Origin of the sequence: Nitratireductor sp. GZWM139 (genome assembly GCF_030068685.1) — a bacterium.
Taxonomy (GTDB): Bacteria; Pseudomonadota; Alphaproteobacteria; order Rhizobiales; family Rhizobiaceae; genus Nitratireductor; species Nitratireductor aquimarinus.
On the sequence record NZ_JAMQML010000004.1, the window covers coordinates 284,925 to 303,263 of the forward strand.

The following is an 18,339-nucleotide window of genomic DNA, read 5'->3' on the forward strand; positions in this document are numbered from 1 at the left end:
CCTATTCGCCCCTGTTTTTCTCCAAAGCCTCTTTCAGTGACATCTTCGCGCTGCCCGGTGCGAGCGGCTTTTGCTGGGATTCGTGCGGGGCCCAGCCAGACATCCAGATGATGTTGAAACTTGCCCTGATACGCCCGTCCGGATCGGAAAAGCGCTCGGCATAGATCTGTGCGGCGCGCATGAAGAGTGCGCGCGTGGCCGGTTTGCGCGAGCGCGCGACAAGCGCGCTGGTCGCGCCCATGAAACGCAGATCCCGCATCAGGTCGAACATGGTGTCGTAACGCACGGTCAGGTTCTCGAGATCGGTGACCGGCAGCGCAAAGCCCGCACGCTGGAGCAGTCCGCCCACATCGCGCACATCGGCAAAGGGGCTCACGCGCGGAGCCGCGCCCTCTGAAAGCTCGGTCTCTGCGGCAAGCAGGGATTCCCTGAGTTCCTGAAGCGTGCCGGCGCCGGCCATCGCGCCAAGAAACAGGCCGTCGGGCTTCAGCGCGCGGCGGATCTGGGCGAGCATGCCCGGAACGTCATTTGCCTCATGCAGGCTGAGAAGCGAAACGATGAGATCGTGGCTGCCGGGTTCGGAAGGCAGGGTTTCCGTTGCTGCGACGATGCCGTCATCGCCAAGAAGGGCGGCGTCGGCCTCGATGCGGGTCACCTGGTCGACCTTGCCGCTTTCGCGCATGGCCATGGCCGCGTCGGAGGTGAGGCAGAAGAGCGCTGCGGCGTTTTCAAAGCGCCGCTCGACGGTGGCCAGCCGCTCTTCCAGATCGGCAGCGGCCCGCTGCATCAGGAAGCGGGCTCCCGGATCGCCCTGCTTCAGGGCGCGCTTCTTGTGCAGAAGGGCCAGGTCGGCGTCGAAGAGCTGTTCCATGCGTCATCCTTTGTTTCTGGATGCGCCATCGCACAAAAAGGCTATGCTGGCAAAGAGGCAATGCCTTTTGGGGGAGGGGCGTTTCGTGGAGGGCGTATCGCGATTGACCGGGGTGATGAGCGGGTGGATGCAGCGCATCCTCTTCCCGCCGGTGTGTCTTGGCTGTTCCAGTCTTGTCACGGAACCCGGAACGCTCTGCGCTTCCTGCTGGGAGCGGCTGCGCTTTCTGGAGCGGCCGTGGTGTCCGGTCATGGGCACGCCTTTCTCTCTGGACCTTGGCGACAGCATGCTCTCTGCCGAGGCGATTGCATCGCCGCCGCCCTTTGCGCGGGCGCGCTCGGCGGTCGCCTATGGCGGCGTCGCCCGGCGGCTGGTTCAGGGGCTGAAGTTCCGCGACCGCACCGATCTCGCGCCGTGGATGGCGCGCTGGATGCTTCGGGCCGGCGGAGAAATCCTGCCCGAGGCGGATCTGGTGGTGCCGGTTCCGCTGCATCGCAGCCGTTTCTTTTCAAGGCGCTTCAATCAATCGGCGGAGCTTGCGCGGGCTGTGGCGCGTCTGGCTTGCGTTGATTACATGCCGGAAGCCCTGGTGCGGACGCGGCGCACGCGCCAGCAGGTGGGGCTGCGGGCGAGCGAGCGCGAGGCCAATGTGCGCGGCGCATTTGTCGTGCCGGACGCCCACCGCCCGGCGATCAGGGCGCGGCGCGTCGTTCTGGTGGACGATGTCTACACCACGGGCGCGACGGTTGCCGCCGCCTCACGGGTTCTCAAGCGTGCCGGCGCGCGCGAGGTGGATGTTCTGACATTTGCGCGCGTTTTGCCGGGGGACTTTCGGGCAGACCTCCAAGAGCCTATATAAACCCCGACAAAGCATGGGACCGAAAATGTCTGACGTAACGATCTACACACGGATGATGTGCGGCTTCTGCAGCGCCGCCAAGCGCCTGCTCGACGGCAAGGGCGTTTCCTACACGGAACACGATGCAAGCTTTTCCAACGAGCTGCGCCAGGAGATGATCCAGCGGGCCAATGGCCGCTCGACCTTTCCGCAGATTTTCATTGGCGACGTCCATGTGGGCGGTTGCGATGAGCTTCACGCTCTCGAGCGCGAAGGCAAACTGGATGCGATGTTGAAGGAGATCCCGGCATGAGCAAACTGATCGCCGCTGCCCTGCAGATGCGTTCCGGCACCGAGCCGGAAGCCAATGCCGACGCTTTTGAAGCGCTGGTGCGTGAGGCTGCGGGCAAGGGCGCGCAGTATGTTCAGAGCCCGGAAATGACCGGCGTGATGGTGCGCAGCCGCGAAGACCTGCTCGAGCGCATCACCGGAGAGCGCGGCGCGCTGGTCATCGACCGCGCCCGTGCGCTGGCCGATGAGCTTTCGATCTTCGTTCATCTGGGCTCCACGGCCGTTGCGCTCGATGACGGACGGGTGGCGAACCGCGCCTTTCTGTTCGCGCCCGGTGGCGCGCTTGTGACCACCTATGACAAGCTGCACATGTTCGACGTCGATCTCGACAATGGCGAAAGCTGGCGCGAATCGGCCACCTATGCCGCCGGGGAGCGGGCAGTTGTTGCCGATCTGCCGTTTGGCCGTCTCGGTTTCGCCATTTGCTACGACATGCGCTTCCCGCAGCTTTTCCGTGCGCAGGCGCTTGCCGAGGCACAGGTGCTGACCGCACCGGCCGCCTTCACCCGGCAGACGGGCGAAGCGCACTGGCATGTTCTCCTGCGCGCCCGCGCCATCGAGAATGGCGCATTCATGATCGCCGCCGGTCAGGGCGGCCTGCACGAGGACGGGCGTGAGACCTATGGTCATTCGCTGATCGTCGATCCGTGGGGCCGTGTGCTGGCCGAGGTCGATGGAAACGAGCCGGGCATCGCCATGGCCGAGCTCGACCTTGATGCGGTGGCTGCCGCTCGCGGCAAGATTCCGAACCTCAAGAACGCGCGCGATTTCTCTGTTGCACGCGTTTCCGGCGGCGGGGCGGCGGAGAGGAAAGCTTCATGATCAGTTTCAACCTGATCTGCGAGCACGACCACGCTTTCGAGGCGTGGTTCCGCAACAATGCGGACTTTGACGAGCAGAAGAAGCGCGATCTCGTTTCCTGCCCGCAATGCGGCTCGACCAAGGTTGAAAAGGCCCTGATGGCGCCGGCGGTCTCGACCGGCAAGAAGCGCGACCAGATCGCGCTGGCCATGGGGGAGAAGCAGAAACAGGCGCTGGCGCAGCTCAAGGAGCTTTCCAAAAAGGTGCGCGAGAATGCGGACTATGTCGGCGACAAATTCGCCGAGGAAGCGCGAAAAATCCATTTCGGCGAGACCGAAGCGCGCGGCATCTATGGCGAGGCGACGACCGACGAGGCCAAGGCGCTGGTCGATGAAGGCGTCGAGTTTCTGCCCCTGCCGGTGTTTCCCGAGGAGCAGAACTGAGACCGGTCAGAACTGAGACCGGCCAGAGAATCGGGCGGTCAGGCGCGAGCGCCTGACTGCATTCTGATCGCAAGAGCCGGGCGCGCGCCGGCGTTTTTCCCTGAAGGCTCAGGCAGCCGGCTTCGTGGCCGCCACCATGTAGTTGACATCCATGTCGCGTGAGCGCTGCCAGCGGTCGCCGAGCGGATTGTAGACGACGCCGCTGCGATCGATGATCCGGATGCCCGCCGAGGCGAGGCCCTCTTCCAGTTCGCTCGGGCGCACGAGCTTTTCATACTGGTGCGTGCCGCGCGGCAGCCATCCAAGCACATATTCCGCGCCGATGATCGCCAGGCCCCACGCCTTGAGCGTGCGGTTGATCGTTGCCACGAACATCAGGCCGCCGGGTTTCAGCATTGCGCCGCATTTGGACAGGAACAGGTCCACATCGGCGACATGCTCGATCACTTCCATGTTGAGGATGATGTCGAATGTCTCGCCGGCGTCGGCAAGCGCCTCTGCCGTGGTGGCGCGATAGTCGATGTCGAGCTTGCCCTGCGCTGCGTGGATCTTGGCCACTTCGATGTTGGTTTCCGAAGCGTCCGCGCCAACCACCTGCGCGCCAAGCCGCGACATGGGTTCGCACAGAAGGCCGCCGCCGCAGCCGATGTCGAGCATGCGCAGGCCGGCAAAAGGTTTGGCTTCATGGGGCTCGCGACCGAAATGCGCGGCCACATGGTCGCGGATATAGGCAAGGCGCACCGGGTTGAACTTGTGCAGAACGCCCATTTTTCCGGCGGGATTCCACCATTCCGCCGCCAGTGCGGAAAAATGCTCGATTTCACGCGTGTCGATGGTCGTTTGCCGCGCTTCGGACATGGAAAACCCCTCACTGGGTGTTGCTTGGAACCTTGGCCCATGAAGTCGGGCTGACGGGCCTGATTGTCAAGGCGGGAATTGTCTCAGGGGCAAAACCTGCCCGGCGCAACGACCGGGTTCCATTCACCGTCACATTGCTTGCAGATAAGCGATCTTTTGGGTATGGAGACCGCGGCGCAGGGCGGGTTGCCGTTGCTGCGTAATGTTGGCGCTGCCCGTCCGGGCAGCAGGAATTTCCGAGCAAAGGCACTCCGTTCCCATGGCGCGCATCGTGATGAAGTTCGGCGGAACCTCCGTCGCCGATATCGAACGCATCCATAATGTGGCGCGTCACGTCAAACGTGAGGCCGATGCGGGGCATGAGGTCGCCGTCGTGGTTTCGGCCATGGCCGGCAAGACCAATGAGCTGGTCGGCTGGGCGCAGTCCATGCCGAAGGCCACTGGTGCTGAATCGCCCTTCTATGACGCGCGCGAATACGACGCCATCGTCGCCTCCGGTGAGCAGATCACCAGCGGGCTTCTGGCCATCGCGCTACAGTCCATGGGCGTCGATGCGCGCTCCTGGCAGGGCTGGCAGATCCCGATCCGCACCGACAACGCTCACGCCGCCGCCCGCATCGTCGATATCGACGGCAGCGAGATGGTGCGCCGCATGGGCATGGGCCAGGTGGCCGTTGTTGCCGGCTTCCAGGGCATCGGCCCTGACAATCGCATCGCCACGCTGGGGCGCGGCGGTTCCGACACCAGCGCGGTCGCCGTGGCCGCTGCGGTGAAGGCCGACCGTTGCGACATCTACACCGATGTCGACGGCGTCTACACGACCGACCCGCGCATTGAGCCCAAGGCGCGCCGCCTGCCGAAGATCTCGTTCGAGGAAATGCTCGAAATGGCGTCGCTTGGCGCCAAGGTGCTGCAGGTGCGCTCCGTCGAACTGGCGATGGTGCACAAGGTCAGAACCTTCGTAAGATCGTCTTTCGAAGATCCGGATGCGCCGGGCATGGGGAATTTCGAAAACCCGCCCGGTACGCTCATTTGCGATGAGGATGAAATCGTGGAACAGCAAGTCGTCACCGGCATCGCCTACGCCAAGGACGAGGCGCAGATATCGCTTCGTCGCGTCTCCGACCGTCCGGGCGTGTCCGCAGGCATTTTCGGTCCGCTGGCCGAGGCCAACATCAATGTCGACATGATCGTGCAGAACATCTCCGAAGATGGTTCGCGCACGGACATGACCTTCACCGTGCCGTCCGGCGACCTGCAAAAGGCCGTCACGGTGCTGGAGAATGTGCGTGACACGATCGGCTTCGACGCCATCCAGTCTGAAGCCGGACTGGTCAAGGTTTCGGTCATCGGCATTGGCATGAGAAGCCATGCCGGCGTTGCCGCAATCGCCTTCAAGGCCCTGGCCGAGAAGGGGATCAACATCCGCGCGATCACCACTTCAGAGATCAAGATTTCGATCCTGATCGACGGCCCCTATGCCGAATTGGCGGTTCGCACTTTGCATTCTGTCTACGGTCTCGATAAGCAGTAGACAAACAATAACCCGAAATCTGGCTTTTGCTCTGCTCTCTCATGCGGCTAGCATAGGCCAATGGAGAGGGGTTCGATGCGAGATACTGCCGGCGGTCCAAGAGTGCTGTTAAGGCGTTTGCGCGAGCTGATGGCCGATGCGCTTGACCCGCAGAAGCGTCTCGACAAGATCGTTCGTGAAATCGCCCAGAACATGGTGGCCGAGGTTTGCTCGCTCTATGTGCTGCGCGCCGATTCCATGCTGGAGCTTTACGCCACCGAAGGTCTGAACCCGGATGCGGTGCATCTGGCGCAGCTTCGTCTGGGGCAGGGCCTCGTCGGCACGATTGCCGCCAGCGCCCGCCCGCTCAATCTCTCCGACGCCCAAAAACACCCCGCTTTTGCCTATCTGCCGGAGACGGGCGAAGAGATTTATCATTCCTTCCTCGGCGTGCCGGTGCTGCGGGCCGGTCGCACGCTCGGCGTTCTGGTCGTTCAGAACCGCACCATGCGCCATTACCGCGAGGATGAGGTCGAGGCGCTGGAAACGGTGGCCATGGTCATCGCCGAGATGATCGCCACCGGCGATCTGGCGCGGCTGACCCGTCCGGGCATCGAGCTTGATCTGAGCCGCCCCGTCAGCATGACGGGCCTGCCCTTCAACGAGGGCGTCGGGCTTGGCCATGTGATCCTTCATGAGCCGCGCATCGTCGTGACGGCGCTGTTCAACGAGGATAGCGACGAGGAGTTGGTGCGTCTTGAAACGGCGCTCGATTCGCTGCGCCTTTCCATCGACGACATGCTTTCGCGCCGCGATGTGGCGTTTGAGGGTGAACACCGCGCGGTGCTGGAAGCCTATCGCATGTTCGCCAATGACCGGGGCTGGGTGCGCCGCCTGCAGGAGGCGATCAACAACGGCCTGACGGCCGAAGCGGCGGTCGAGAAGGTGCAGAGCGACATGCGCGCGCGCATGATGCACATGACGGACCCCTATCTGCGCGAGCGGATGAGCGATTTCGACGATCTCGCCAACCGGCTTCTGCGCCAGCTGATGGGCCGCGGGCCGGATGCGCTGGCGGAAATTCTGCCCAAGGATGCGATCATCGTCGCCCGTTCCATGGGCGCTGCCGAGCTTCTGGACTATCCGCGCCAGAAACTGCGCGGTCTGGTTCTGGAAGAGGGAGCGCCGACAAGCCATATCGTCATCGTGGCGCGGGCCATCGGCCTGCCGACGGTGGGTCAGGTGAAGGGCGCCGTCTCCATGTCGGAGAATGGCGACGCGATCATCGTTGATGGCGAGGATGGTCAGGTGCATCTGCGCCCGCAGGCCGATGTCGAGGAAGCCTATGCCGAGAAGGTGCGCTTCCGCGCCCGCCGGCAGAAACTCTATCAGGAACTGCGCGACCGCCCGACCGAGACCAGGGACGGCGTTCCCGTCGATCTCATGATGAATGCAGGTCTGGCCGTCGATCTGCCGCAGCTGGCGCAGTCGGGTGCGGCGGGCATCGGCCTGTTCCGCACCGAGCTTCAGTTCATGGTTGCAGCCGCCTTCCCGCGCGTCGAGGCGCAGGAGCGGCTTTACAGCGAAGTGCTCGACGCCGCCGATGGCAAGCCGGTCACGTTCCGCACCATCGATATCGGCGGCGACAAGGTGCTGCCCTATTTCAAGGGCGCGCAGCACGAGGAAAACCCGGCGCTTGGCTGGCGGGCGATTCGCCTGACGCTCGACCGCCCGGGCCTGCTGCGCACGCAGATCCGCGCGCTTTTGAAGGCCGCCGGCGGTCGCGAACTGCGCATGATGCTCCCGATGGTCACCGAGGTGAGCGAGGTGCGGCAGGCGCGCGAGATCATCGACCGCGAGGTGCGGCATCTGTCGCGCTTCGGCTATCTCCTGCCCACGCGCCTGAAACTTGGCGCGATGATCGAAGTGCCCGCACTCCTCTGGCAGCTTGAAGAGCTGATGCAGGCCGTGGATTTCGTCTCCGTCGGTTCAAACGATCTGTTCCAGTTCGTCACTGCGACAGACCGGGGCAACACCCGCATTGCCGACCGTTTCGACCCGCTGAGCGTGCCGTTCCTGCGCATTCTGCGCCAGATCGTGCGCGCCGGCGACCAGTATGGAACGCCGGTCACGCTGTGCGGAGAGCTGGCGGGGCGCCCGATTTCCGCCATGGCGCTGCTCGGCATCGGCTTCCGCTCCATTTCCATGGCGCCGGCGGCCATCGGCCCGGTCAAGGCCATGCTCTGCGAGCTTCCGCTGTCGGATCTTTCGGTTGTTATGGATGAGGCACTTGCCAACCATAGCGCATCCACCGATATTCGCGCGCTGCTTCGCGACTTCGCCCAGAAGCACAATATTGCCCTCTAGAACTGACAGGCTTTCCCGTCGATGACCGACTTGCCGCGCGACCGTATGGATCAGGTTCTCAAACGTTTCGAGCTTATCGAAGCGCAGATGGCGGCTGGCCCGGAGCCGGACGTCTATGTGAAGCTTGCTTCCGAATACTCCGAATTGCAGGAAGTGGCGGCCAAGATCCGCGAGCTGCGTCAGGTCGAAGGTGAGCTGGAAGACCTGAAGTCCATGCTGGACGACCCGGCGACCGACACGGAAATGCGCGAGCTGGCCGAGGCCGACCTCGAAGAGGTGGAGAGCCGCATCGAGACGCTGGGCGAGGAAATGCAGATCCTGCTTCTGCCCAAGGACGAAGCGGACGAGAAGAATGCGATCCTCGAAATTCGCGCCGGCACCGGCGGCGACGAGGCGGCCCTGTTCGCTGGCGATCTTTTTCGCATGTATGAGCGCTATGCATCCGAACGGGGCTGGCGTGTCGAGGTCGCGTCGACAAGCGAGGGCGAGGCCGGCGGCTACAAGGAAATCATCGCCACCGTTTCCGGGCGCGGCGTGTTCTCGCGGCTGAAATTCGAATCGGGCGTGCATCGCGTTCAACGTGTGCCGGCTACGGAGGCGCAGGGGCGCATTCATACTTCCGCCGCCACGGTTGCCGTTCTGCCCGAGGCCGAGGACGTCGACGTCGAAATTCGCAATGAAGACATCCGCATCGACACGATGCGCGCTTCGGGTGCGGGCGGCCAGCACGTCAACACCACCGATTCGGCGGTGCGAATCACGCATATTCCAACGGGCATCGTGGTGTTGCAGGCTGAAAAGTCCCAGCACCAGAACCGTGCGCGCGCCATGCAGATCCTGCGGGCGCGCCTGTTCGACATGCAGCGCATGAAGGCCGCGGACGAACGCTCCGAGGCGCGTCGTCTGCAGGTCGGTTCCGGCGACCGTTCGGAACGCATCCGCACCTATAATTTCCCGCAGGGGCGTGTGACCGATCACCGGATCAACCTCACGCTCTACAAGCTGGACCGCGTTATCGAAGGCGATCTGGACGAGATCATCGATGCGCTGATCTCCGATCATCAGGCAAAACTGCTTGCGGAAACCGGGGCGGATGGCTGAGGCGAAGACCCTCGGCGCCCTGCTTTCCCGGGCGCAGGACCGGCTGAAACAGGCGGGCATTGCAGAAGGGGCGCTCGACGCCCGGCTTCTCGTTGAACATGTCACGCAGACGACGCGGCTCGACGCCATGTCGAGACCTGAACGGCCTGTTTCCGATGCGGAAGGCATGGCCGTGGAAGAGGCCATCGCGCAGCGCATTGCCGGCCGGCCTGTACACCGCATTATCGGCCATCGTGAATTTTACGGGCTGGACCTCAGGCTTTCACCGGAAACGCTGGAGCCGCGGCCGGACACCGAAACGCTGGTCGACATGGTCGTGGCGGAAGCGCGTCGACTTGGCGGTGAAGATCGCCCGTGGCGGATCATCGATCTTGGAACCGGCACCGGGGCGATAGCGATTGCGCTATTGAGCGTTTTGCCTGCGGCCCATGCGGTCGGTGTCGATATTTCGGCCGATGCGCTTGCAACGGCGCGCATCAATGCCGATATGAATGGTTACGGCGGCCGGTTTGAGACCTGTCAGTCTGACTGGTTTGAGGAAATCGACGGACGTTTCGATTTCATTGTCTCCAACCCGCCCTATATTCGAGAAGAGATCTGGCGTGCGCTTGCAGTCGAGGTTCGTGATCACGATCCGCGCAGGGCGCTGGTTGCCGGGGACGATGGTCTTGATGCCTATCGTTTGCTGGCGGCGCAAAGCGGCGCCCATCTGGCGACAGGCGGCATGGTCGCCGTCGAGATCGGATATGACCAGAAGGAAAGCGTTACCGGGCTGTTCGTCGATCAGGGATTCCGCCTTCACAAGGCGGGCCGCGATCTTGCCGGGCATGACCGGGTGCTTGTTTTTGTCGCCGAAACAGCACGTGAACAAACTTGAAAAAAAACTTGGCATCGCAAAAGAATGCCGCTAGGTTCCGGACACCGGATAGGACGAAGCAGACAGCACCGTTATCGATTCGGTTCCCAGGACCGCTGTCATTAAGGGCGTTTTAGCGCCTCTGCTTCATTATGGGGTTTGTCCGGCAACTGACAAGAAGCGGAACAGTATGGCATTGGCGCCCGCGACAAGCGGTGTGACATAGGCCAAGGGGAGATGTGAGACTGCTGGCTTCCCGCCATCGTCCGCGATCTGAAAAGAGTATTGTTTCACACAACCTGTCTCGAACAAGCAGTCTCGAAAACCAAGAGAGTCGAATGAGGCCACAACAGCAGAACAGGCGCATGCGCGGCCGCGGAAACAACAACCGCAAGGGTCCCAATCCGCTGGCGCGCAGCTATGAGAGCAACGGTCCGGACGTGAAGATCCGCGGAACCGCGCAACAGGTGGCGGACAAATACACCACGCTGGCGCGCGACGCGCAGAGCTCCGGTGATCGTGTGATGGCCGAAAACTATCTGCAGCATGCCGAGCATTACAACCGCATCATCGCTGCCGCCCAGGCGCAGCAGCAACAGCAGCAGGCGCGTGACAACCGCGACGATGCTGATGGTGATGACGAGCAGGATGTTGCCGAGGCGAGCAATGGCAACCAGAAGCCGCAGCGCCAGAAGCGCGTGGACGATGGTTCCGGCCCGCAGCCGGAAATCAAGGGTGTTCCCGCAGAACTCGCGCTGAACGGCGGCGAAGGTGCAAACGGCCATGCGGCCGAAGCTGCCGAGCCGGGCGCAGAGGAAGAAAAGCCGAAGCCTGTCCGCCGCACCCGCAAGCCTGCCGCAGCAAAGACGCAGGACGAGGCAGCGACGCCCGAGGGTGAGGAAGGCGAAAAGCCGGTCAAGCGTCCGCGCCGGACGCGTGCCCGCAAGACCGATGACGCCGAGGGTGGCGAAGGCAATGAAGCCGCAGCCCCCGTTGCAGCGGCCGAAGAGGTTGCCGCGCAGGGCTGAACGGCCTGACATTCCAGAGCATTTTGAACGGCGGGGTTTCCCCGCCGTTTTTCGTATGTCCCCATCTTGTTCCTATAGGGATATGTTCCCATATCCCAAACAGTTGGGCTTGCCACACGAGACCGTGATAATCTGATTGCATCACGGTTTATGGGAGCCCGTCGCATTGGTCGTTGTCAGCGCTGCAAAGCAGGCTGGCAGGGAAATGGAGACACTTATGAACTTTGACAAATATTCCGAGCGCGTCCGCGGTTTCATTCAGTCCGCCCAGACCCAGGCGCTCAGCAGCAATCATCAGCAGTTCACGCCCGAGCACCTGCTCAAGGTGCTCGTTGACGATGAGGAAGGCCTGGCTGCTTCCCTGATCGAGCGCGCCGGCGGGCGTGCCAAGGATGTGCGCCTCGGTGTCGAGGCCGCGCTCAAGGCAATGCCGCAGGTGGAAGGCGGCAATGGCCAGCTTTACATGGCGCAGCCGCTGGCCAAGGTTTTCTCGACCGCCGAGGAGCTGGCCAAGAAGGCTGGCGACAGCTTCGTCACCGTGGAGCGACTGCTCACCGCGCTTGCGGTCGAGAAGTCGGCCAAGACCGCCGACATCCTGTCCAAGGCCGGCGTTACGCCAACCGCTCTCAATCAGGCCATCAACGATATCCGCAAGGGCCGCACGGCTGACTCGGCCAGCGCCGAGCAGGGTTACGATGCGCTCAAGAAATATGCGCGGGACCTGACGGCCGATGCGCGCGCCGGAAAGCTCGACCCCGTGATCGGTCGTGACGACGAGATTCGCCGCACGATCCAGGTCCTGTCGCGCCGCACCAAGAACAACCCGGTTCTGATCGGCGAGCCCGGCGTCGGCAAGACGGCCATCGCCGAGGGCCTTGCCCTGCGCATCGTCAATGGCGACGTGCCTGAATCGCTGAAAGACAAGCAGCTCATGGCGCTCGACATGGGCTCCCTGATCGCCGGCGCGAAATATCGCGGCGAGTTCGAGGAGCGTCTGAAGGCGGTGCTGTCCGAAGTGACGGCTGCCGACGGCAACATCATCCTGTTCATCGATGAGATGCACACGCTGGTGGGCGCGGGCAAGGCGGATGGCGCGATGGACGCGTCCAACCTTCTGAAGCCGGCTCTGGCCCGTGGCGAACTGCACTGCGTTGGCGCGACGACGCTTGATGAATACCGCAAGCATGTGGAGAAGGACGCCGCTCTGGCGCGTCGTTTCCAGCCGGTTTTCGTCAGCGAGCCGACCGTCGAGGACACGGTTTCGATCCTGCGCGGTCTGAAGGAGAAGTATGAGCAGCATCACAAGGTGCGGGTCTCCGACTCGGCGCTGGTGGCCGCTGCGACGCTCTCCAACCGGTACATCACCGACCGCTTCCTGCCCGACAAGGCCATCGATCTGGTGGACGAGGCATCCTCGCGCCTGCGCATGCAGGTGGACTCCAAGCCCGAGGAGCTGGACGAGATCGACCGCCGCGTCATGCAGCTCAAGATCGAGCGCGAGGCGCTGAAGGCCGAGAAGGACGAGGCTTCCAGAGACCGTCTGGTCAAGCTCGAGAAGGAGCTGACCGATCTCGAGGAAGAATCGGCGCGCCTCACCAGCCGTTGGGCTGCCGAGAAGGACAAGCTCGGTCTGGCCGCCGACCTGAAGAAGCAGCTTGATGAAGCCCGCAACGAACTGGCCATTGCCCAGCGCAAGGGTGAGTTCCAGCGTGCCGGCGAACTGGCCTATGGCCAGATCCCCGAGCTTGAGAAAAAGCTGGCCGAAGCAGAGGCCCAGAGCGAAGAGGAAAGCGCTTCCGGCATGGTCGAAGAGACCGTCAAGCCGGATCACGTGGCCCATATCGTCTCGCGCTGGACCGGTATTCCGGTCGACAAGATGCTGGAAGGCGAGCGTGAGAAGCTGCTGCGCATGGAAGACGAGATCGCCAAACGGGTCGTCGGCCAGGGCGAGGCGGTTCAGTCCGTCTCCAAGGCCGTGCGCCGTGCGCGCGCCGGTCTTCAGGATCCCAACCGGCCGATCGGCTCCTTCATGTTCCTCGGCCCGACAGGCGTTGGCAAGACGGAGCTGACCAAGGCGCTCGCCAGCTTCCTGTTCGATGACGAGCAGGCGATGGTGCGCATCGACATGTCGGAATTCATGGAGAAGCACTCCGTGGCCCGGCTCATCGGCGCGCCTCCCGGCTATGTCGGCTATGAGGAAGGTGGTGTTCTGACCGAGGCGGTTCGCCGCCGGCCCTATCAGGTGATCCTGTTCGACGAGGTCGAGAAGGCGCATCCGGACGTGTTCAACGTGCTCCTTCAGGTTCTCGATGACGGACGCCTGACGGACGGTCAGGGCCGCACGGTCGACTTCCGCAATACGCTCATCATCATGACGTCGAACCTGGGCGCCGAGTATCTCGTCAACCTTGGCGAGAACGAGGATGTCGACAAGGTTCGCACCGAGGTGATGGATGTCGTTAAAGCATCGTTCCGGCCCGAGTTCCTGAACCGGATCGACGAGGTTATCCTGTTCCACCGGCTGCGCCGGCAGGACATGGGCAAGATCGTCGAAATCCAGCTTCAGCGGCTTGAGCGTCTGCTTGCCGATCGCAAGATCACGCTCGACCTCGATAAGGATGCGGTCGAGTGGCTGGCCGAGAAGGGTTATGACCCGGCTTACGGCGCGCGCCCGCTGAAACGGGTGATGCAGAAGGAGTTGCAGGACCCGCTGGCGGAGAAGATCCTCCAGGGTGAGATCTTTGACAACTCCACGGTCAAGATCACGGCCGGCTCTGACAGGCTGAACTTCCGGCCGAGCCGGGCAACGAATGCAGATCAGGCCGAAAAAGCGGCCTGATTCCAAAACACGAGGGGAGGGCGGATGCAGCTCGATCACTACAACGCTGTTTGTTCCGCCCTTCCACACGCCACCCACGTTGTTCAATGGGGTGGCGCGCATGTCTGGAAGGTGGGCGGCAAGGTTTTTGCCATCGGCAGCGCGGCTGACGGCGGAGATGTTGCCGTCTCCTTCAAATGCTCCGAGATGGCCTTCGACATATTGAAGGAGCAGCCGGGCCTGCGGCCCGCCCCCTATCTCGCTTCGCGCGGCATGAAGTGGATCCAGCGCCAGAGCGCGGAAAGCATGGATGACGCTGCCCTTCAGGACTATCTGGCCGAAAGCCACCGGATCGTCGCATCGGGTCTGACACGCAGGCTGCAGCGCGAACTGGGCCTCTCCGCCACCTGATTAGCGACGCGAAAAGTTCAAAGACTGGCCATTTTCACGTCCGGTTCATCTCCTATGGTAAATAGTTCGTCAAATGGGCGAATCGCTGGCGGGTGATCAGCCTATCCGTGTGGGACCAGACGAGGGGCTAAAGACGTGAAACTGCAATTGCTGACCGCATTATGTCTGGCCATGGGGCCGACGGCAGCCATGGCCGCCATGCCGGAGAGCGAAGACCGGCGAAACGGTTTCGTGTTGCAGCGGGGCAATGATCAGACTGCTGGCCGGGGCATGACGGCCGAGACATCGACCCAGGCGCCGGTACAACTCGCCCAGAATTACGACTTTGACGTCTATATCGATCAATATGGCCGCGAGATCATCGTCGACGCTTATACCGGCGAGGTGGTGGAGATCAGGCCTGCCGCGCGCGGCAACCAGCGCCCTGCGCGCCGTCCGGCGCGGCCGCGCGAGTTCGACGGGGATGTTTATGACTTCTCCGACCCGCGCGATGTCGACCGTTACCGTCGCGACCGGGGCAGGGCGAACCGCGCTCCCGTCGAACGCCAGCCCGATCCCTATTACGACCGCTCCTATGGTGAAGCGCCGCGCTACAACGATCGCAACATCTATCCGGAAGCGCCGAATTACGGGCGCGGTTCCATCGACCGCGCACCTCTGCAGCCCCCGAATTCACGTGACAGCATGGCCGGCATCCCCGGCGAAGAGCCGCGCTTTGAACCGGGAACGGGCAACGCATCCGGCACGCCGACCCTGCCGGGAGATGCGGCTGTCGTTCTGCCGCGCGGCGTGAGCGAGGATGTCACGCGCTTTCAGGTTCTGCTCGACCGCGCGGGCGCGTCTCCGGGCGTCATCGATGGCCGGACCGGCGACAATGTGAACAAGGCGATCCGCGCCTATCGCGATATCACCGGCCAGACGCTCAGAACCTATGACAATGAATGGGTGAAGGCGGAGCTGGAACGCACCGGTGGTCCGGCTTTCAAGGAATACACCATCACCGCCAAGGATGTGGCCGGCCCCTATATCGCGTCGGTTCCGGCCGATTACAGCCAGAAGGCTGCGCTTGGCGCACTGTCCTACACCTCGGTTGTCGAGGCGCTGGCCGAGCGCTTCCATATGGACGAGAAATATCTCGTTGCGCTCAATCCGGATGCGAATTTCAACCGGCCCGGTACGGTCATCAAGGTGATCAACACCGGCAAGCCGAAGAAAACCGAAGTCGTGCGGATCGTTGCCGACAAGGGCGCGCGCCAGGTGCGCGGTTACAGCGCCGACGGAAAGCTGGTCGCCGCCTATCCGGCCACCATCGGTTCGGCAAGCACGCCGTCGCCGAGCGGCACACACACGGTCACGCGCATCGCGCTCAACCCCGAATACACCTACAATCCGAAGGTCAATTTCAAACAGGGCAACAATGACAAGGTTCTGACCATCCCGCCTGGCCCCAATGGCCCCGTCGGAACGGTCTGGATCGCGCTGTCAAAGCCGACCTACGGCATTCATGGAACGCCCAATCCCTCGAAGATTGGCAAGACGGCCTCCCATGGCTGCATCCGGTTGACCAACTGGGATGCAGAGGAACTGGCCAAGCGCGTGAAGCGCGGCGTTTCGGTGGAGTTCGTGGATTAAGCTTTCCGCAGCCATCCGGCGCTGCCCGATGGATATTGCCGGTCTGCCGTTTCAGGGAAATGGCAGACCGCTCGCAACTTTTTGATTCCTGTGAAGCTGGCTGTCAGGCAATCCTGCCTGACAGCAAATGACTCAGCTGCCCGATGCAGCAACGGAAAGCGGTGTCTCGTCGTTTTCCTGAAGCAGTTCGTCAATGCGGCTGCGCTCCCGCTCGAATGCCAGCAGATCCTTGCCCTTCAGCGCCCGGTTGTCGGGCAGGCGGACGCGCATCGGATCCACTTTCGTGCCATTGACGATCATTTCGTAGTGCAGATGGTTGCCGGTTACGAGACCGGTCGCGCCGACATAGCCGATCACCTGACCCTGACGAATACGGGCGCCCGTCGTCACACCTTTCGCGATGCCGCTCTGGTGATTGTAGGAGGTTTTGAAGCCATTGTTGTGGCGGATGATCGTCTGGCGGCCGTAACCGCCGGCCCAGCCGGCCTTTTCGACCACGCCGTCGCCGGCCGCGATGATCGGCGTGCCGCGCGGGGCGGCCCAGTCGACGCCGGTGTGCATCTTGCTGTAGCCGAGAACCGGGTGACGGCGCATGCCGAAGCCCGAGGTGAAGCGCCCGTTGGGCACCGGGTTGCGGATCATGAAGCGTTTCGAGCTGCGGCCTTCCTCGTCGAAATAGTCGACCGTGCCGTCATCGAACTGGAACCGGTAGAAAGTGCGGGTCGCGCCGCCGAAACTCGCCTTTACATAAAGAAGCTCCGACTGGTCCGTCGCATTCTTGTCCGCATCGGGTGCGGAGAAGAAGACTTCAAGCTGGTCAGCCGGCGAAAGCCGCGACTGAAAATCGACATCGGCCGAAAGCAGCTTCACCAGCCGCTTCGTCATGTCCGGGGTCAGCCCGTAGGCATAGGAGGCACGGTAGATGCCGTCATAAACCCGCGGCAGATCGGAGCGTGGCATGCGGCGCGGCGCGGTCGGATGATCGAACGCCGCCAGAAGGACCGGATTCATCTCCGGTTCCTGCGCCGGCACATATTGGTCGCGGTCATCGAGCGCGATCGTCACGATGTGCTTCTTGCCTTCATAGATGCTGGTGCGAACGACACGGCTTTTCACGCCGTGCGTTTCAATGCCCACGCGCAGCAATGTGCCGGCCTTCAGTTCCGTCGCATTGAGCAGCTTGGTGATCGCCTCGACCATGCCGTCGACATCTTCACCCTTGTAGCCGGACTGGGTGAAAACCTCGGCCACGGCCCGCTCTGTGCGGAAGGGAATGAGGTCTTCGGCAAATTCGGGTGTCGTTTCGCGACCGCTGCGCGCAGCGACCGAGACATTCTCGGGGATGATGCGCGCGCTGAAGGCGGCCAGCGCCTGGGTGGAAAGCGTGTCGCCGAAGCGCTGCGGATCCACATAATGAAGAGAGGCCACCTGAACGTCGCCATCGGTCAGGATCGCGCCCGTGTTGCGCACGGCCACTTCCACTTCTTCCGTGCTCAGGCTGCGGGCCGAGGAGAAGTCGGAAGACCAGAGCGGAAAGTCGCCGCTCTTGAGGCTCACTTCGCTCTCCACCTTGGCACCATATATAAGGCCCGTGCGGGCGGTGCTGGTTGCGCCGTCTTCTGCAAAGACCGCGAGCGGGTCGAAGGGCGGATAATCCTTGTCTGTCGTATGGCTGGCGGTCAGCGCCATTTTCGCATGAACAAAGGGCAGGGTGCGGATCAGATCCGTGTCGCCGCTGCGCATGACGGTGGAGACTTCCATCATGCGGCGATCCTCGCCGCGGCTGATCGTATGGGGGGTGACAAGGCGGCCGGTCTTCGCGGCTTCGCCAACCGGGTCTGCGATTTCTCCCAGAAGGGCGATTTCCGGCGGAGTGGCCAGCTGCTGGCGGCCATCGAGGGCGGCCGAAAGCGCAACACCCATCAGAACGGTAGAGGTCACACCTGTAAGAAAGGTGCCGATCAGCCAGCGCGCGGAGATCTCACGCCGGTCCGGCGGTCCGCTGCGTCCATCCGCAATAAGAGGATCGTCCTCGCCGATGGCCTGTTCGATCTGCTTGTTGTTGTTCATTGACGATGGCGCCTTGGTCTTATGCATTTGGGCTGGACCCGTCACGGCAACCGAAATGGTCGCGCCCGGTATGGGCGGACAGGCAGGAAACCCGGTTCAACATTACGCCGGAGAACAATGGTGACAGAGGTCGTTCCCCCAAACCCTCTCGGACATGAACACCTGACCTTATATATAGGGCGTCATATGTAGGGCGTGAAACGCGCCCGCATCGACGTCGATATCCAAGATCACACATCCCGCGTGTATTCATTAAATTCGACTCTAATGTGACCGAGCGCCCAATGGCAACAGAAGAGCGCAAACGGGCGCAAAATGGCGGTTTTGCAGATTTCTGCCCTGTTTGTCGTTTTTTATTATCGTTTGAAATCAGTGGGTTGA

At 62.6% G+C, this 18,339-nt stretch carries 15 protein-coding genes; 12 read left to right on the forward strand and 3 right to left on the reverse strand.

Annotated features, from left to right (window positions below; genetic code table 11):
- Position 1 precedes the first annotated feature (1 nt).
- Positions 2-871, reverse strand: a complete 870-nt coding sequence (locus tag NDI72_RS07140; protein ID WP_206546221.1) for a methyltransferase domain-containing protein — start codon at positions 869-871, stop codon at positions 2-4.
- 115 nt (positions 872-986) lie between these two features.
- Here NDI72_RS07140 and NDI72_RS07145 point away from each other — a divergent pair, with 115 nt between their 5' ends.
- Genes NDI72_RS07145 through NDI72_RS07160 form a run of 4 tightly spaced genes read left to right on the forward strand, consistent with a single transcriptional unit; the run spans position 987 to position 3,304 of the window.
- On the forward strand, positions 987-1,730 hold the full coding sequence (locus NDI72_RS07145; protein ID WP_283800041.1) for a ComF family protein: 744 nt from the start codon (positions 987-989) through the stop codon (positions 1,728-1,730).
- Between the two features lie 25 nt (positions 1,731-1,755).
- Positions 1,756-2,022, forward strand: coding sequence for a glutaredoxin 3 (gene grxC, locus NDI72_RS07150; RefSeq protein WP_113156026.1), 267 nt, complete (start codon positions 1,756-1,758; stop codon positions 2,020-2,022).
- Complete coding sequence (locus NDI72_RS07155; protein WP_113153109.1) at positions 2,019-2,882, forward strand: carbon-nitrogen hydrolase family protein; 864 nt, start codon at positions 2,019-2,021, stop codon at positions 2,880-2,882. The genes grxC and NDI72_RS07155 overlap by 4 nt, the downstream gene beginning before the upstream one ends.
- Positions 2,879-3,304, forward strand: coding sequence for a DUF1178 family protein (locus tag NDI72_RS07160; RefSeq protein ID WP_206546223.1), 426 nt, complete (start codon positions 2,879-2,881; stop codon positions 3,302-3,304). The genes NDI72_RS07155 and NDI72_RS07160 overlap by 4 nt, the downstream gene beginning before the upstream one ends.
- A 108-nt stretch (positions 3,305-3,412) precedes the next feature.
- On the opposite strand, the gene ubiG is transcribed toward NDI72_RS07160, so the two are convergent.
- Positions 3,413-4,162: a bifunctional 2-polyprenyl-6-hydroxyphenol methylase/3-demethylubiquinol 3-O-methyltransferase UbiG gene (gene ubiG / locus NDI72_RS07165; RefSeq protein ID WP_113153107.1), complete on the reverse strand. Its 750-nt coding sequence runs from the start codon at positions 4,160-4,162 to the stop codon at positions 3,413-3,415.
- 259 nt (positions 4,163-4,421) lie between these two features.
- On the opposite strand from ubiG, the gene NDI72_RS07170 reads away from it, so the two are divergent.
- The 8 genes from NDI72_RS07170 to NDI72_RS07205 all read left to right on the forward strand — a co-directional run bounded on the left by NDI72_RS07170 (position 4,422) and on the right by NDI72_RS07205 (position 15,888).
- Complete coding sequence (locus NDI72_RS07170) at positions 4,422-5,696, forward strand: aspartate kinase (protein ID WP_113153106.1); 1,275 nt, start codon at positions 4,422-4,424, stop codon at positions 5,694-5,696.
- A gap of 75 nt (positions 5,697-5,771) precedes the next feature.
- On the forward strand, positions 5,772-8,042 hold the full coding sequence (ptsP, locus tag NDI72_RS07175) for a phosphoenolpyruvate--protein phosphotransferase (protein WP_113153105.1): 2,271 nt from the start codon (positions 5,772-5,774) through the stop codon (positions 8,040-8,042).
- Between the two features lie 21 nt (positions 8,043-8,063).
- Positions 8,064-9,143 (forward strand): peptide chain release factor 1, encoded by a 1,080-nt coding sequence (gene prfA / locus NDI72_RS07180; protein ID WP_206553833.1) that lies wholly within the window; start codon positions 8,064-8,066, stop codon positions 9,141-9,143.
- A complete protein-coding gene (gene prmC, locus NDI72_RS07185) occupies positions 9,136-10,020 on the forward strand; it encodes a peptide chain release factor N(5)-glutamine methyltransferase (RefSeq protein ID WP_283800035.1) in 885 nt (294 codons plus the stop codon). The genes prfA and prmC overlap by 8 nt, the downstream gene beginning before the upstream one ends.
- Before the next feature lie 344 nt (positions 10,021-10,364).
- Positions 10,365-11,027 (forward strand): DUF4167 domain-containing protein, encoded by a 663-nt coding sequence (locus NDI72_RS07190; protein ID WP_283800036.1) that lies wholly within the window; start codon positions 10,365-10,367, stop codon positions 11,025-11,027.
- Between the two features lie 217 nt (positions 11,028-11,244).
- Positions 11,245-13,866, forward strand: coding sequence for an ATP-dependent chaperone ClpB (gene clpB / locus NDI72_RS07195; protein ID WP_206546226.1), 2,622 nt, complete (start codon positions 11,245-11,247; stop codon positions 13,864-13,866).
- A gap of 24 nt (positions 13,867-13,890) precedes the next feature.
- Entirely contained in the window at positions 13,891-14,256 is a 366-nt protein-coding gene (locus tag NDI72_RS07200) for an MmcQ/YjbR family DNA-binding protein (RefSeq protein WP_283800037.1), read from the forward strand.
- A gap of 171 nt (positions 14,257-14,427) precedes the next feature.
- On the forward strand, positions 14,428-15,888 hold the full coding sequence (locus NDI72_RS07205) for a L,D-transpeptidase family protein (RefSeq protein WP_244974868.1): 1,461 nt from the start codon (positions 14,428-14,430) through the stop codon (positions 15,886-15,888).
- Between the two features lie 132 nt (positions 15,889-16,020).
- Here NDI72_RS07205 and NDI72_RS07210 read toward each other — a convergent pair whose 3' ends face one another.
- On the reverse strand, positions 16,021-17,958 hold the full coding sequence (locus NDI72_RS07210) for a M23 family metallopeptidase (RefSeq protein WP_206546228.1): 1,938 nt from the start codon (positions 17,956-17,958) through the stop codon (positions 16,021-16,023).
- Positions 17,959-18,339 lie beyond the last annotated feature (381 nt).